General features: G+C 65.2%; 17 protein-coding genes. 8 read left to right on the forward strand and 9 right to left on the reverse strand.

The features are described from left to right. Positions 1 to 149 precede the first annotated feature (149 nt). The 7 genes from AC1D34_RS03145 (at position 150) to AC1D34_RS03175 (ending at position 6,174) form a co-directional block, all read left to right on the forward strand. Entirely contained in the window at positions 150 to 779 is a 630-nt protein-coding gene (locus AC1D34_RS03145; protein WP_476823460.1) for a PAS domain-containing protein, read from the forward strand. 233 nt (positions 780 to 1,012) lie between these two features. Continuing rightward, positions 1,013 to 1,324: a DUF6506 family protein gene (locus AC1D34_RS03150; protein ID WP_441489661.1), complete on the forward strand. Its 312-nt coding sequence runs from the start codon at positions 1,013 to 1,015 to the stop codon at positions 1,322 to 1,324. Between the two features lie 414 nt (positions 1,325 to 1,738). Beyond that, positions 1,739 to 2,083, forward strand: a complete 345-nt coding sequence (gene clpS / locus AC1D34_RS03155) for an ATP-dependent Clp protease adapter ClpS (protein ID WP_043233033.1) — start codon at positions 1,739 to 1,741, stop codon at positions 2,081 to 2,083. 45 nt (positions 2,084 to 2,128) lie between these two features. After that, on the forward strand, positions 2,129 to 4,657 hold the full coding sequence (gene clpA, locus AC1D34_RS03160; RefSeq protein WP_476823461.1) for an ATP-dependent Clp protease ATP-binding subunit ClpA: 2,529 nt from the start codon (positions 2,129 to 2,131) through the stop codon (positions 4,655 to 4,657). A gap of 4 nt (positions 4,658 to 4,661) precedes the next feature. After that, positions 4,662 to 4,931 carry a hypothetical protein gene (locus tag AC1D34_RS03165; RefSeq protein ID WP_441489663.1) on the forward strand — a complete coding sequence of 90 codons (270 nt, stop codon included), beginning with the start codon at positions 4,662 to 4,664 and terminating at the stop codon, positions 4,929 to 4,931. Positions 4,932 to 5,086: 155 nt separating this feature from the next. Further along, positions 5,087 to 5,812: an AzlC family ABC transporter permease gene (locus tag AC1D34_RS03170; RefSeq protein WP_476768379.1), complete on the forward strand. Its 726-nt coding sequence runs from the start codon at positions 5,087 to 5,089 to the stop codon at positions 5,810 to 5,812. Continuing rightward, the gene (locus AC1D34_RS03175) at positions 5,809 to 6,174 is read left to right on the forward strand and encodes an AzlD domain-containing protein (RefSeq protein WP_476768378.1); all 366 of its coding nucleotides are present in this window, start codon (positions 5,809 to 5,811) and stop codon (positions 6,172 to 6,174) included. Before AC1D34_RS03170 ends, AC1D34_RS03175 begins: the two co-directional genes overlap by 4 nt. 8 nt (positions 6,175 to 6,182) lie before the next feature. On the opposite strand, the gene AC1D34_RS03180 is transcribed toward AC1D34_RS03175, so the two are convergent. From AC1D34_RS03180 to AC1D34_RS03210, 7 genes are all read right to left on the reverse strand, one after another. Continuing rightward, positions 6,183 to 7,064: a sigma-70 family RNA polymerase sigma factor gene (locus tag AC1D34_RS03180; protein WP_476823462.1), complete on the reverse strand. Its 882-nt coding sequence runs from the start codon at positions 7,062 to 7,064 to the stop codon at positions 6,183 to 6,185. Positions 7,065 to 7,145: 81 nt separating this feature from the next. Further along, the gene (locus tag AC1D34_RS03185; RefSeq protein ID WP_476823463.1) at positions 7,146 to 7,610 is read right to left on the reverse strand and encodes a carboxymuconolactone decarboxylase family protein; all 465 of its coding nucleotides are present in this window, start codon (positions 7,608 to 7,610) and stop codon (positions 7,146 to 7,148) included. A 63-nt stretch (positions 7,611 to 7,673) separates the two neighbouring features. Continuing rightward, complete coding sequence (locus tag AC1D34_RS03190; RefSeq protein ID WP_441489668.1) at positions 7,674 to 8,102, reverse strand: HIT family protein; 429 nt, start codon at positions 8,100 to 8,102, stop codon at positions 7,674 to 7,676. A 33-nt stretch (positions 8,103 to 8,135) separates the two neighbouring features. Further along, positions 8,136 to 8,939 (reverse strand): hypothetical protein, encoded by an 804-nt coding sequence (locus tag AC1D34_RS03195; protein WP_441489669.1) that lies wholly within the window; start codon positions 8,937 to 8,939, stop codon positions 8,136 to 8,138. Next, a complete protein-coding gene (locus tag AC1D34_RS03200) occupies positions 8,929 to 10,188 on the reverse strand; it encodes a GNAT family N-acetyltransferase (protein ID WP_476823464.1) in 1,260 nt (419 codons plus the stop codon). The genes AC1D34_RS03195 and AC1D34_RS03200 overlap by 11 nt, the downstream gene beginning before the upstream one ends. Further along, positions 10,185 to 10,943 (reverse strand): glycerophosphodiester phosphodiesterase family protein, encoded by a 759-nt coding sequence (locus AC1D34_RS03205; protein WP_441489671.1) that lies wholly within the window; start codon positions 10,941 to 10,943, stop codon positions 10,185 to 10,187. Before AC1D34_RS03205 ends, AC1D34_RS03200 begins: the two co-directional genes overlap by 4 nt. Continuing rightward, positions 10,943 to 11,416 carry a RidA family protein gene (locus AC1D34_RS03210; RefSeq protein WP_441489672.1) on the reverse strand — a complete coding sequence of 158 codons (474 nt, stop codon included), beginning with the start codon at positions 11,414 to 11,416 and terminating at the stop codon, positions 10,943 to 10,945. Before AC1D34_RS03210 ends, AC1D34_RS03205 begins: the two co-directional genes overlap by 1 nt. Before the next feature lie 240 nt (positions 11,417 to 11,656). Here AC1D34_RS03210 and AC1D34_RS03215 point away from each other — a divergent pair, with 240 nt between their 5' ends. After that, entirely contained in the window at positions 11,657 to 12,505 is an 849-nt protein-coding gene (locus AC1D34_RS03215; RefSeq protein ID WP_476823465.1) for a cell envelope integrity EipB family protein, read from the forward strand. Here AC1D34_RS03215 and AC1D34_RS03220 read toward each other — a convergent pair. Both AC1D34_RS03220 and AC1D34_RS03225 read right to left on the reverse strand, forming a co-directional pair. Continuing rightward, positions 12,462 to 13,826: a DNA polymerase IV gene (locus AC1D34_RS03220; protein ID WP_441489674.1), complete on the reverse strand. Its 1,365-nt coding sequence runs from the start codon at positions 13,824 to 13,826 to the stop codon at positions 12,462 to 12,464. The two genes, AC1D34_RS03215 and AC1D34_RS03220, sit on opposite strands and share 44 nt — an antisense overlap. Continuing rightward, a complete protein-coding gene (locus tag AC1D34_RS03225; protein WP_441489675.1) occupies positions 13,823 to 14,113 on the reverse strand; it encodes a DUF3572 domain-containing protein in 291 nt (96 codons plus the stop codon). Before AC1D34_RS03225 ends, AC1D34_RS03220 begins: the two co-directional genes overlap by 4 nt. Positions 14,114 to 14,124: the final 11 nt, after the last annotated feature.

The raw sequence follows: 14,124 nt of genomic DNA on the forward strand, positions 1-14,124 counted from the left end.
AGTCTTCGCCAATGACACATCCAATCCGATGAACAGCCACATCCCGTAATCCTCCACCTTCAGGGTCGGTACGGGAACGGCGACAGCTTGCCCTTCYAGACGCAAGTGGCAATGGGCAGCGCGCGACGCAGGCCCCGTTACAGCATCTCATGACGACGCTCGATCTCGAGACGATGTGGCGGCAGGCGCTCTCTCGCCTGCTGGGTGATCACGTCTGGCGCGCCTATCCGAATGGAAAGCTGGTCGAGACGACGGAGTGGTCGAAGCTCACGGGGCAGTCACCGGCGGAAGCCAGGAACTGGGATGAACTGGCGGCCATTCACCCGGATGATCGAAGGACCTTCCTCGAAGCCTGGAAGTCTGCGGTCGCGACGGAGAAGGAATATCAGGCCACGATCAGGGTCCGGACCGTGAAAGGGGATTATGTCACCCTCACCGGACGAGCGCTCCCGGTGCGCGGACCCAGCGGGGAGATCCGGGAGTGGATTGGCTGCACGACCTATGAACACGACGCCCGTCCGCAACCGCGGCAGACGGCACCGCTGCACGCCGCGCAGGTGCGGGCGGCGCGCGCGCTCCTGAACTGGTCGGCGCCTACGCTTGCCAGGGAAGCGCAGGTTTCCTTCTCCACCATTCGCCGCATGGAAACTTCAACGGCGGGCGTCCGGTCGGAAAATCTGCGGAAGGACCGGGACGTGTTCGAGCGCAATGGCATTCGCCTCTTCCATGACGGCGAAGGGCGGGCCTGCCTCGGCCTGGCCGACAGGGGCGCTTCGTAGCGGGCCGATGGGCTGTCCCGGAGAGCGGGCCGGCGAGCAGCTGATCGCCAGGGCAACGCAGGCCGGGGGAGCAGAGCGCAGGCGTGCTTTCCATTGATTTGCCCTTCCGTTAGGGCATTCAATTGGCCGCGATGCTCCTGTGGCGGCTCGTTGCCGGAGCACAAGCGATCTGCTGGAAACTCTGCCTGGACCGTACAGGCAGCAACGCACCCCAATGACCGGGAGAACCTGCTGTGAATATCTGGGCCTCGATGATCCTCATGGACGGCAGCGACCCTGCCATCGATCGTATCGTGCGGGAAACGGCCTCGGAGCGCCTGACGATCGTCTTCGTGCCGACGCCCGAAGCGGCCCCTGACGTTGCTCTGTCCCTGATCGCCGAGGGCGTCGAACTGATCGAGCTCTGCGGAGGCTTCGGCGTCGAGCCGGGTGCCGCGGTCGTCAGGGCTGTCGCAGGCCGCGCCGCGGTCGGCCTGGTCAGCTTCGGCATCGATTCCCTGACCCAGGCGGCTGCCTACAAGGCCAAGTTCGAGGCCGGCGGCTGAACGCCGCGGGGCGCCCAGGGGCGCGGCCCGGCCCGTCGCGCCCGGTTTCAACATATCAGGATATCAGGCGGACAATTTCCTCGGACCTCGGCCGGGAGGGCGCTCCGTGACGGTCTCGTTGAGACGAGTTCCTGCCGCTGATCCGGCACGCTGGTTGCTTGTTCCCAATCATGGACATGCGGTGGCGGGGCCTTCGGCCTGTGTCATCCACAAATTCCTTCGTGCCCGCCATGCTTGTGCCCCACCTGCATGGAACGGACTGGCGAAGGGGAGGAGAGGCCTGTAAATTCTCTTGCGGCGCATTATCTGCGGTGAAGCGTCAGGACGATAGCTTTGAAGACAGCGGCGACCATGGGAAGCGGAACGGAAGCGGGGCCTCGGGGCGACGGCGAAGACCTGCGCGCGCCGCTCTCAATGGCCGATCGGCCGAAACGCCCAAGTTCTCCCGTCGATGGCGGTGGCCGCGAAGGGGCCGGCACCGCCGTGCTGACGCGGACCAGGACACGCAAGCCCAATCTCTATCGCGTGCTCCTGCTCAACGACGACTACACCCCGATGGAATTCGTGGTGCATGTGCTCGAGMGGTTCTTCAACAAGGACCGCGCCGAAGCGACCCAGATCATGATGCATGTGCATCAGAACGGCGTCGGCGAATGCGGGATCTTCACCTACGAGGTCGCCGAGACAAAGGTCACCTTGGTGATGGACCTGGCGCGCAAGCACATGCATCCTCTGCAATGCGTGATGGAGAAGAAGTAGTCTTGGATTCGATCATCCTCCTGAAAGCGGAATAGGAGCGCATCAGTGCCGAGTTTCTCGCGCAGTCYCGAACAGGCGCTTCACCGGGCTCTGGCGCTCGCCAATGAGCGTCATCACGAATACGCCACGCTGGAGCATCTGCTGCTCGCCCTGGTCGATGATCAGGACGCTGCCGCCGTCATGCGCGCCTGCAGCGTCGATCTCGACATGCTGAGGCGCAATCTCGTCGATTATATCGATGCCGAGCTGAGCAATCTCGTCACCGATGGCCGCGACGATTCCAAGCCGACAGCCGGGTTCCAGCGCGTGATCCAGCGCGCGGTCATCCATGTCCAGTCCTCCGGTCGCGAAGAGGTGACCGGCGCCAATGTGCTGGTCGCGATGTTCGCCGAGCGCGAGAGCCATGCCGCCTATTTCCTGCAGGAGCAGGACATGACCCGTTACGACGCGGTCAATTACATCAGCCATGGCATCGCCAAGCGCCCCGGCGCGAGCGAGAGCCGGCCGGTGCGCGGCAGCGAGGAAGAGCCCGAGCAGCAGCAGCGCGAGTCGCGGGCCGACCAGGGCAACGATGCCGACAAGGACAAGAAGAAGAAGGAAAGCGCGCTCGAGGCCTATTGCGTCAACCTCAACCGCAAGGCGCGTGACGGGCGCATCGACCCGCTGATCGGCCGCGAGGCCGAGGTGCAGCGCACCATCCAGATCCTTTGCCGCCGGCAGAAGAACAATCCGCTGCTGGTCGGTGACCCCGGCGTCGGCAAGACCGCGATCGCCGAAGGGCTCGCGTTGAAGATCATCCGCGGASAGGTGCCGGAGGTTCTCGAGGACGCGACGGTGTTCTCGCTCGACATGGGCACGCTGCTGGCCGGCACGCGCTATCGCGGCGATTTCGAAGAGCGCCTCAAGCAGGTGATCAAGGAGATCGAGGCCCATCCCAAGGCGATCATGTTCATCGACGAGATCCATACGGTGATCGGCGCTGGCGCGACCTCGGGTGGGGCGATGGATGCCTCCAACCTGCTGAAGCCGGCGCTGGCTTCGGGTACGCTGCGCTGCATCGGCTCGACGACCTACAAGGAATACCGTCAGTATTTCGAGAAGGATCGGGCGCTGGTGCGTCGCTTCCAGAAGATCGACGTCAACGAGCCGTCGGTGCCGGACACGATCGAGATCCTGAAGGGGCTGAAGCCCTATTTCGAGGAGTTCCACAAGCTCCGCTACACCAATGACGCCATCAAGGCGGCGGTGGAGCTGTCGGCGCGCTACATCCATGACCGCAAGCTTCCGGACAAGGCGATCGACGTGATCGACGAGACCGGCGCCTCGCAGATGCTGCTGACCGAGAGCAAGCGCAAGAAGACCATTGGCGTGAAGGAGATCGAGGCTGCGGTCGCGGTCATGGCGCGTATCCCGGCCAAGACCGTCTCCAAGGACGACGCCGAGGTTCTGCGCAATCTCGAGAACACGTTGAAGCGCACGGTCTACGGCCAGGAGAAGGCGATCGAGGCGCTGTCGTCCTCGATCAAGCTGGCCCGTGCCGGCCTGCGTGATGGCKAAAAGCCTATCGGCTGCTACCTGTTTGCCGGCCCGACGGGCGTCGGCAAGACCGAAGTGGCGCGCCAGCTCGCCGCGTCGCTCGGCGTCGAGCTGATCCGCTTCGACATGTCGGAATATATGGAGCGCCACACGGTTTCGCGGTTAATCGGCGCACCTCCCGGCTATGTCGGCTTCGATCAGGGCGGGCTTCTGACCGATCAGGTCGACCAGCATCCGCATTCGGTGCTGCTGCTCGACGAGATCGAGAAGGCCCATCCCGACCTGTTCAACATCCTGTTGCAGGTGATGGATCACGGCAAGCTGACCGACAATAACGGCAAGCAGGTCGATTTCAGGAACGTCATCCTGATCATGACGACCAATGCCGGTGCCGCCGACATGGCACGCGCAGCCTATGGTTTCACGCGGGCCAAGCGCGAGGGGGACGATACCGAGGCGGTGAACCGCCTGTTCGCGCCGGAGTTCCGCAACCGGCTGGATTCGGTAATTTCCTTCAGCCATCTGCCGAAGACGGTGGTGGCGCGTGTCGTCGACAAGTTCGTGCTCCAGCTCGAAGCTCAGCTCGCCGATCGCAATGTCACGATCGAGCTCACCGACGAAGCGCGCGAGTGGCTGGTCGAGAACGGTTACGACGAGGCGATGGGGGCGAGGCCGATGGCTCGCCTGATCCAGCAGACGATCAAGACACCGCTCGCCGACGAKGTCCTGTTCGGGCGCCTGAAGGGTGGTGGGGCGGTCAAGGTCGTCGTCGTTCAGTCCGAGACCGGCATCAAGGTGCTGGGGCTCGAATTCCCCGACGGGCCGGTCAAGCCCAAGCCGGAGAAGGACGTGGCGGCGGCGGCCGAGAAGCGCACGCCGCGGGCAAAGGCGAAGGGCTCAGCGAAGCCGGGCACGCCCGGCACACGCCGGGCGCCGAAGGGCGGCGGAGACGGCAAGGGCGGTGGCCCGGCCGAGCCGCCCAAGGCGGCGCAACGCGCCATTCGTACCGTGCCGAAGGTCCCGCTGACGAAGGCCTGAGACCGTGTTCTTTCGACGCAAGACCCAAGCTGCCGCGCTCCAGACCAGCGGCGAAGCCCCGGTACAGCCTGCCAAGGAAAAACTTGGCTGGTTCGAGAAGCGTGCGCGCCGCCGCCGGCGGCGCGTGCTGTTCGAGGAAATCCTCGGCTGGATCCTCGTGCCGGCCTTCGGCTATCTGATCTATCTCGGTATCAAGTCGGTTGGCGGCGTGCCGAAGGAAATCATCGATTTCGGCAACGAGCTGATCGGCATCGTGATGAAGGGTGGCACCTGAGAGCCACCCCTTGCCTTTGCAGGCTGTGCAAGGGTGACCGCGCGATGCCGGATGTCGGCTTCCCGCGCGCGAGCGTTTAGAACGGGTCCCGCCCGGCCATCTCAGGCCGGTGCGGCTTTTCGAGTGACCGACCCGTCAGGCGTGCAGAATCTCTCATGAGCGTATCGGCCGACTGGAGCTGGCAGCGCACCGCGCTGGCCGGGATACGCGATGCGCTGTCGCTGCCGGCCTGGGTTGTCGGCTTTGGACTCGTCGGTGTCGGCTCGCTGGCGCGCGATGTCGGCTATCCCGTCGATGTCGCTGTGCTCTCGACCATGCTGGTCTGGGCCGGGCCGTCGCAGGTGATCTTCTTCGCATCGATCGCGGCGGGGGCTGCGTGGAGCGCGATCGCGCTTGCGATCGGCTTTGCCTCGCTGCGCTTCCTGCCGATGACGGTGGCGATCCTGCCGCTGCTGCGCCGGCCGGGGCAAGGCATCGCGATGCAGCTGCTGCTCGCGCATTACGTTGCCGTTACCGCCTGGACCGAGGGCCTGCGCCGCCTGCCGGGGATCGCGCCGCACCAGCGCGTGGCCTATTTCCTCGGCTTCGCCAATGCCTGCATGATGGTGAGCGCAGCGGGCACCTATGCAGGCTATTACCTCGTTGGAGCGCTTCCGCTTCCGCTTGCTGCCGGGCTGCTCTGCCTGACCCCGATCTTCTTCCTCGCATCGATCGCTGCCGGTATCCGCCACCGCGGGGACTTCATCGCGATGGGGCTTGGCCTTGCGCTGGCGCCGATCTTCGACCGTCTGATGGGCAGCGGCTTCGATCTGATCGTCTCCGGCCTGATCGGCGGCAGCATCGCCTTTGCCGTGCAGCGCATCGGGGCGCGGCGCGCATGACCCAGCCGATCCCGCTGCTCGACGGCCCATTCTGGCCCTATCTCGCGCTGCTGCTCTTCGCTTCCCTGCCGACCGAGATCTGGCGCTGGCTCGCTGTCGCCTTCGCGCGGCGCATCAACGCCGATTCGCCCGCATTGGAATGGGTGAGGGCGGTGGCGACGGCGTTGCTCGCCGGGGTCGTCGCCAAGTTGATCATCGCGCCGCCAGGCGCGCTCGCGGCCTTGCCGCTCTCCTTGCGCGTCGGAGCGTTGGCGGCGACGCTGGCCATCGTCCTGTTCGACCGACGGCGCGTTTTTCTCGCCGTCATTGTCGGCGAGGCGGTGCTGATCGGCGGCGGCTGGATGCTGAGCCAGGCGGCCTGACAGCTCCCTCAGGAACCAGGCTGCTGAAGATGGCGCAGCTTGTCGGGATTGCGGACCACGTAGATGGCGCGGATCAGCCCGTCGCGGATGTCGAGCGCCGTTGCCTGCAGGGTCTGGCCGTTCTCCAGGCTGACATAGCCGGGCAGGCCATTGATCAGTACAGGTTCATAGCTGGTCGTCGAGACGTTGCGCTGGGTCAGTGCGTGGGAGAGGCGCGCAAAGAAACGAGCGACCTTGTCGGCGCCGAAGATCAGCTTGAACACGGCCTGGACCTTGCCGYCGCCATCGCTGTGCAGGACGACATCCTGGGCGAGCAGACGCTGCAACATCGTCGGGTCGGATTGATGTGACGCCTTGAAAAAGGCCTCGGCGAAGCGCGCGGCCTCCTCCCGGGAAACCTTGTTGCGCGGCGGCGTGTCGAGCCGGACATGGTCGCGTGCGCGCTTGGCGAGCTGACGGCAGGCGGCCTCGCTGCGCTCCAGCATTGCGGCGATCTCAGTGAAGTCCATGTCGAAGATGTCGTGCAGAAGGAAAGCCGCCCGCTCCAGTGGAGACAGGCGTTCGAGAGCCAGCATCAGGGCGATGGGGGCATCGAGCTCGTCATCGGCGACCTCGGCGCTGCCGAGTCTTTCGACGAGCGGTTCCGGTAGCCAGGTCCCGACATAGAATTCGCRGCGGCTGCGGGCCGATTTCATCTGATCGAGGCAGAGCCGCGTCACTACCTGGGCGAGATAGGCGCGAGGGTTCGAGATTTCGTCGCGACTGGCCTCGTGCCAGCGCAGCCAGGCATCCTGGACGATATCCTCGGCGTCGCTGACGGAGCCCAGCATTCGATACGCAAGTCGGGTCAGGAAGCGCCGATGCTGTTCGAACGCGGTCTGCAGGGTCATGAATGCCATCTCGCAGGTGAGCGAGAGCCCGCGACAGCGGACTCTCGGATTTCTTGCGCAGGATCCCTGCGCGAGGCGGCCTCAGGCAGCCGCGGACCGTTGGCGATCCTGCGGGTGCCGGGCTCGGAAGCCGGCATTGATGCGGTTCCAGGTGTTGATTGCTCCGATCGCGACCGAAAGATTGACCGCTTCGGCTTCGCTGAAATGCTCGCGCAATTCGGAGAAGGCCTCGTCGCTCGCACTGGCTTCGGACAAGCGCGTCAACGCCTCGGCCCAGCGCAGGGCAGCGCGCTCGCGCGGGGTGTAGAGTTCCGACTCGTGCCAGGCGCTCAGCAGATAGAGCCGCGCTTCGGTCTCGCCGGCCTCGCGCGCATCGGCCGAGTGCATGTGCAGGCAATAGGCACAGCCGTTGATCTGCGATGCGCGCATCTTCACCAGTTCGAGCAGGCTGTGCTCCAGCCCGCACTCTTCGACATAGTTCTGCATTCCCAGGACGGCGTTGACCGCGGCCGGAGCAACCTGGAAGACATTGAGGCGTTGGGGCATGAACTTCTCCATCTGTGTCTGATGGAAGCAAGACGAGGCAGGCCCGACGCCTGTGACATGCCTTCAGATATTTTTTAGCGCGGCCCGGATTTTTTCGGCGTTCGCCGCAAGCACGTCATTCGCCTCCATCGCACCCGTATGGGGGCGAAGCGCAACGCCGTCCCAGCGCGGCATGACATGGACATGCAGGTGGAACACGACCTGGCCGCCAGCCGGCTCGTTGAACTGCTGGATGGTGATGCCGTCGGCTGCGCAGGCGCTCTTCACGGCATGGGCGAGCTTCTGGGTCGTCAGCGCCACTGCCTTGAGCGCGTCCGGCGGCGCATCGAACACATTGCGGCAGGCGGCCTTGGGGAGGACAAGGACGTGCCCGTCGGCACGGGGCATGATGTCCATGATGGCGACGGTCTCGTCGTCCTCATAGACCTTGTGGCTGGGCAGCTCGCCGCGCAGGATCTTGGCGAAGACATTGGCAGAATCATAGGCGGTCATCGTTGGCCGGTCCGTTCTACGGGAAAGATACTGTCAGGGTGAGGTGCGCTGCCGCCCAGCGTCAAGAGACAGCGTCTCGATGATTGCGGCATCCAGCACGAGATCGTCGCGCGCGCCAAGCAGCCAGAGGTCGCGCGCCTCGAAACGCAGGAGCGGGCGATGCCACCAGCGCTCCACGATACCGGCGAGCGCGGCGGCCTCGGCGGGGGAAAGGTCGTCGGTCAGATTGTAGAGGCCGACGACATAGAGATCGGTCTGCTGCCGACCGAGCGCAGATTGAATGGCATGAAAGACGTTCTGGCCGTCGCGCTGCTCCGGATAGGCGCGCAGATAGAGCCGGCCACGATTGACGTTTCCGGAGAACAGGCCGCGCAGTTCGACGGTGAGGCGACCGAGATCGCCGAGCGCTGCTCGAGCAGCGGGATCGATGGACGGCGGAACGTCCGTGCCAAGCGAGCCGCAGAGGGTGGCGTGCAGGCGCTCGGCGCGCCTCGGCAGGATATCCCAGGCGATCTTTGCGGCGAATGGCGCGGTCTTCAGCTCGGATTCCATGGCGATGAACGCGGGCGAGGCACGCAGCGCGGCATCGTCGACCGGCAGCACGAGCGAGAAGACCGACGGGTGCCGTCCCATGTCGTAGAAGCGCCCCGGCAGATTTGCGATCACGCCCGGGTGATGCGGGGCAACCAGCGGCAAGTGGGCGAGGCGATAGGCGTCGTCGAGCAGCAGCGGCTCCCCGGACGCGAAGGCGGTGCGGCTACGATCATAGCTGAGCACTGCGTCGTCGCAGAATGTGACCTCTCGCGCAGGATGGGCGCCGCCGCTGTCACGCTTCATCTGTGCGTCCATCCCTGCGGAACGGGCTCTCAGCCGCGAGCGCCGCGCAGGCGGCTGCAATATGCTCGCGCTCGGTCCCGAGATAGGCCGAAACCGCGCGGCGCAGACCGGGATCGGCGAGGTGATGGGCCGAGCGCGTGATGACGGGGCGATAGCCGCGCGCGATCTTGTGTTCGCCCTGGGCGCCGGCTTCGACGCGGGCGAGCCCATGTGCGATCGCGTAGTCGATCGCCTGGTGGTAGCAGAGCTCGAAATGAAGGAAGGGGTGGTCCTCGATGCAGCCCCAGTTGCGGCCATAGAGCGTGTTCGCTCCGCGGAAATTGATGGCGCCTGCGATATAGCGCCCGGCGCGGCGGGCCATGACCAGCACGATGCGCTCGCCCAGTGCTTGCCCGACCAGTGAAAAGAAGCGCCGGTTCAGATAGGGCCGGCCCCATTTGCGCGAGCCGGTATCCTGATAGAAGGCGAAGAAATCATCCCAGACCGCCTCGGTCAGGCCGGAGCCGCTGAGAACCTCCACCGTGATGCCGACCGAAAGCGCCTCACGCCGCTCGCGTTTCAGCGCCTTGCGCTTGCGCGAGGCAAGGGTGGCGAGGAAATCGTCATAGGTCGCGAAACCGTCATTGCCCCAGTGGAACTGGAGATCGTGGCGCTCGAGATAGCCCGCCTCGATCAGTGCACCGAGATCGGGCTCCTGCGCGAAGGTGACGTGGATCGAGGAGGAGCGTGTCTGGTCGCGCAGTGCCTCCAGCCCGGCGATCAGGCCGGCGCGTGCTTCGCCGGTGCGCGGCCCGTCCGCCGCGAGCAGGCGGGGACCCGTTGCGGGGGTGAAAGGCGCGGCCACCTGGAGCTTGGGATAATAATGCCCGCCGGCCCGTTCATAGGCGTCGGCCCAGGCATGATCGAAGACATATTCGCCCTGGCTGTGACCCTTCACGAAACTCGGTGCCGCCGCGAGCAGCCGGTCGTCGCCGTCCTCGACGAGGAGATAGGCGGGAGACCAGCCGGAGCGGCCGCCGACGCAGCCGCTTTCTTCCAGGGCTCTCAAGAAGGCGTGAGAGACGAAGGGGTTATCTGTGTCGTGTTGAGAAAGTGAATCGGTTGCTTCGCAGCTTGATTCAAGTCGTGCAGGCGAAGGCACGCTGGCCGCATGCGGGTTGGCGCAGGCGTCCCAGGCTTCCGCCGGCACGGATTTCAACGAGGTCGCGACCCGGACCCGCAGGTCGTTGCGGYCGCGACCTGCACTCAAGGGCGGAACCCTTCGAAGACCATCTGGTCGGCGTGAGCGCGGGCTGTTTCCCGATCCTCGGGGGTGCGCACCGTCCAGCTCATCAGCGGCAGGCCAAGTGCCTTGTTGCAGAGGAACGGGGCGGCACTTGGCAGATCCGAGACCTTCCAGGAYAGGAAATCGGGGCGGCTTTCCTCGAAATGCAGCAGGTTCGCGAGCGCGTGCTTCTGGCGCGCGTCGAGCCGGTCATAGTCGGAATAGGCATATTCGTTCATGGCCACGATGCCGCGCGGGATCGCCGGAGCGAGCTCGCGCAGGGCAGTGACGATCGTCGGATCGAAGGACTTGAAGACGATCGGCTGACCGGAGCGCCTGGCGACGATTTCGGCTGCGCGTCGCGTCAGCGCGAGATCGCCGTCGAAGCGGCTCTTGACCTCGATCACCAGCGGCACGCGGCCGGCGATCCGATCAAGAAACGCGTCGAGGGTCGGAATCCTGTCGCTGCTGCCCTTCAATGAAATCGCGGCAAGCGCATCCGCCGTCCTGGCATTGACATTGCCGGTCTCAGCCGTCAGCCGATCGAGCACGAAATCGTGAAACACCATGGCTTGGCCATCGGCGCTGAGCTGGATGTCGCATTCGATGCCGAAGGTGCCGGCAATGGCGGCGTCTGCCGCCGAGATGCTGTTCTCGATCAGGCCGGCGGCGAGGTCGTGCAGGCCGCGATGCGCGATCGGCCGCGCGACCAGCCAGTCGAGGGAAGGACGCGCGCTCATCAGGCGATCTCGAACATCGCCTCGACCTCGACAGCGGCATCTGCCGGCAGTTCGGCGACGCCGACGGTCGAGCGGGCATGGCGGCCGCGATCGCCGAGAACCTGGACCATCAGGTCGGACGCGCCGTTCATGATCGCGGGAAGCGCCGAGAAATGCGGGGTCGCGTTGATGAATCCGCCAAGCCGGACGCAGCGTTTGATGCGCTCGAGATCGCCGCCAAGCGCGGCTTTGGCCTGCGCCAGCACGTTGATCGCGCAGAGACGCGCGGCCTCGAGCCCGGCTTCGTTGAAGATCTCGGCGCCGAGCTTGCCCTTGTGCTTGTCGGAGAGCTTGCCGTCGAGGCCAAAGCAGATCTGCCCGGAGATCACCAGCAGGTTGCCGGTGATGACATAGGGCACATAGTTCGCCACGGGCGCAGCGGGAGCGGGCAGGGTGATGCCCAGTGCAGCGAGGTTGGCTTCGATTTCGCTCATCGGGTCAGGCTCCTGGCGCTCGGTCGAGTCGGATCATCTGCGCGGTGGCCCGCCTGGGCCTCGGCCCAGAGCTGCGGCGACGCAGGATTCCTACATGGCCGATGGCCGGGTAAGCCGCAAGCGCGGGGCCTGCCAAGCGGGGTTGTGCCATGGGCGTAGCTCGCCGCGATATGCGCCTTGTTTGCGCCATTGCCGCATTGCACTAGACTCAGCGATCAGGTGCAGCAAGGCGGCGGGCAAATGAACAGAATCGGTTTCGGTCTCCTTGGCTCGGCGGGCGCTGCGACGCTCCTGCTGATGGCATTGCCAACGGCCGCTCTGGCGCAGGCCAAACCAGGGGATCGCGTCGTCCTGGTGCCGCACCGCGCAGTCTACGATCTCATGYTCGACGATGGGAAACCGGCCAAGAACATCGAGGCGGCTCGCGGGCGCATTGCATTCGACTTCACCGGCGATGCCTGCGAGGGTTATGCACTCTCCTTCCGGCAGGTGACCCAGCTCACCAGTGAGGGCGGGCCGCGCACGATCGATGCCCGGACGACGAGCTTCGAAGCAGGAGACGGCCAGAGCTACCGCTTTAAGACCGAGAGTTCCGCAAGTGGCGCGCCGACCGAAGTCGTCGACGGCACTGCGAAGAAGTCGGGAGCCGACGGCTATGAGGTCAAGCTGACCGCTCCCAAGGCGGAGACGCATCGTGAGGCCGGCGACGCGTTGTTCCCCAATGCGCAGATGAAAGCGCTGATCCTGGCGGCGCGAGCGGGCCAGAACACCTTTAGCGTGCGGCTCTATGACGGCGCCAATAGTGGCAAGGAGGTCTATGACACGCTCTCCGTCATCGGCAAGCACATCGAAACGCCGCCGAGCGAGGCGCCCTTGAGGCGCCCGGAATTCGAGAAACTGACACGCTGGCCGGTCACCGTATCCTATTACAAGGTCGGTTCAGGCGAGGTCACGCCGGCCTATTCGATCTCGTTCGAACTGTATGAGAATGGTGTCACCGGCGCGGTCCGGATGGACTATGGCAGTTTCGCGTTGCGCGGCACGCTCACGCGTCTGGATCTTCTGCCTCATCGGGATTGTGCGAAGTAGACTTGGTCCCCGATGGCGGTTGGTCCGGGCTGCGCAGGCTCAGGCCTTTTCCGATCGCATCATCGCCGAAGCGGGCGCGGAGCTTGTCGAGCGCGCCCTCCATGGCCTTGAGACGCGGCGTGGCAACGTCGGCGAGGTCGCCATGGTCGGCCTCCTCGGGGCCGGTGAGATCGCTCGCGCCGATGCCGATCAGCCGGTAGCGCTGCCCGGTGCATTCGCGCTTCAGCAGTTCGCGTCCGGCCGCAAAGAGGCGCCCGGCGAGCTGCGTTGGTTCGGGCAGGCGGCTCGCACGCGTGATCGAATGAAACTCTGCCGTCTTCAGCTTCAAGGTGACGGTTCGCCCGGCAAGCTCCTGGGCCTTGAGGCGCTTCGAGGTCTTCTCGCACAGCCGCCAGAGAATCGGCTCCAGCTCGTCGAACCGGGAGAGGTCGACATCAAGCGTGGTTTCGCTGGAGACGCTCTTGGTCTCGTGATCCGGCGTCACCTTGCGGGCGTCGATGCCATTGGCGAGGTTCTTCAGCCGCGGTCCGTCCTTGCCGGCGAGCCGGAACAGCGCCTGTGTGGGCGCGTCCCGCAAATCGCCGATCAGACGAAAGCCGGATTCGGCCAGCTTGGCTGCGCTTGCCTTGCCGATGCCCGGGATCAGGCTGACGGGTTTGTCCGCGAGAAAGGCGACGGCTTCACCGCGGCCGATGATGGAAAAGCCGCGCGGCTTGTCGAGGTCGGAGGCGACCTTGGCCAGGAACTTGGCGTAGGACAGGCCGACGGAAATGGTGATGCCGATCTCGTCTTCGATCCGCCTGGCGAAGCGCGCCAGCGTGATGGCCGGGCTGGCGTGATGCAGCCGCTCGGTGCCCGAGAGATCAAGGAAGGCCTCGTCGATCGATAACGGTTCGACCAGAGGGGTCAGTTCCCGCATCAGCTGCCTGACCTCGCGCCCGACAGCGACATATTTCGCCATGTTGGGCTTCACCACGACGGCTTCCGGGCAGGCCTTCAAGGCCTGGAACATCGGCATGGCGGAACGCACACCGTATGTGCGGGCAATATAGCAGGCCGTGGAGACGACGCCGCGCTTGCGGCCGCCGATGATCACCGGCTTGTCGAGCAGGGACGGATCGTCCCGCTTCTCGACCGCGGCGTAGAAGGCGTCACAGTCGATATGAGCGAGGCTCAGGCTGTCCCGTTCGGGGTGGCAGATCAGGCGCGGCGAGCCGCAGGCGCGACAGCGGCGTGAGGCTCCCGCCGCGCCGTCGTTGTCAGTGAGGCAATCGCGGCAGAACGCAGGCGCTTGGCGCGGACGGTCACGCTCTTCTGTCAAGCATCGTCACCGTGATGGGGGCCAGCGAGGGTTTCCCGCGCCTGCCCAATGATTTCCGGATTCAGGCTTAAATTTCCGACAAATTCGAGMAGGAGCGATTCGTTGCCGAGAAGGTGATCGAGCACTGCGACCAGGAAGCCGGGCTCRCCGGCTGCTGCCCGCAATGTCTCCGGCCCAAGCCCTGTTGCGGCCAGAAATAGCGCGATTCGCGCGGAATCGGCAGCGAGGAAGCCCAATGCGCGCAGGGCAAGGGTTTCAGCATCGGGTGAAGCGATCGAGCGTGGCATGGTCGGTTGTC

This window comes from Allobosea sp. P1_A7 (assembly GCF_056406775.1).

Bases quoted from the DNA above. Each gene is read 5' to 3' on its own strand.
- AC1D34_RS03145 (WP_476823460.1), top strand. From the start codon at position 150: ATGACGACGCTCGATCTCGAGACGATGTGGCGGCAGGCGCTCTCTCGC.
- AC1D34_RS03170 (WP_476768379.1), top strand. From the start codon at position 5,087: ATGAGCGTATCGGCCGACTGGAGCTGGCAGCGCACCGCGCTGGCCGGG.
- AC1D34_RS03175 (WP_476768378.1), top strand. From the start codon at position 5,809: ATGACCCAGCCGATCCCGCTGCTCGACGGCCCATTCTGGCCCTATCTC.
- AC1D34_RS03185 (WP_476823463.1), bottom strand. From the start codon at position 7,610: ATGCCCCAACGCCTCAATGTCTTCCAGGTTGCTCCGGCCGCGGTCAAC.
- AC1D34_RS03190 (WP_441489668.1), bottom strand. From the start codon at position 8,102: ATGACCGCCTATGATTCTGCCAATGTCTTCGCCAAGATCCTGCGCGGC.
- AC1D34_RS03195 (WP_441489669.1), bottom strand. From the start codon at position 8,939: ATGAAGCGTGACAGCGGCGGCGCCCATCCTGCGCGAGAGGTCACATTC.
- AC1D34_RS03210 (WP_441489672.1), bottom strand. From the start codon at position 11,416: ATGAGCGAAATCGAAGCCAACCTCGCTGCACTGGGCATCACCCTGCCC.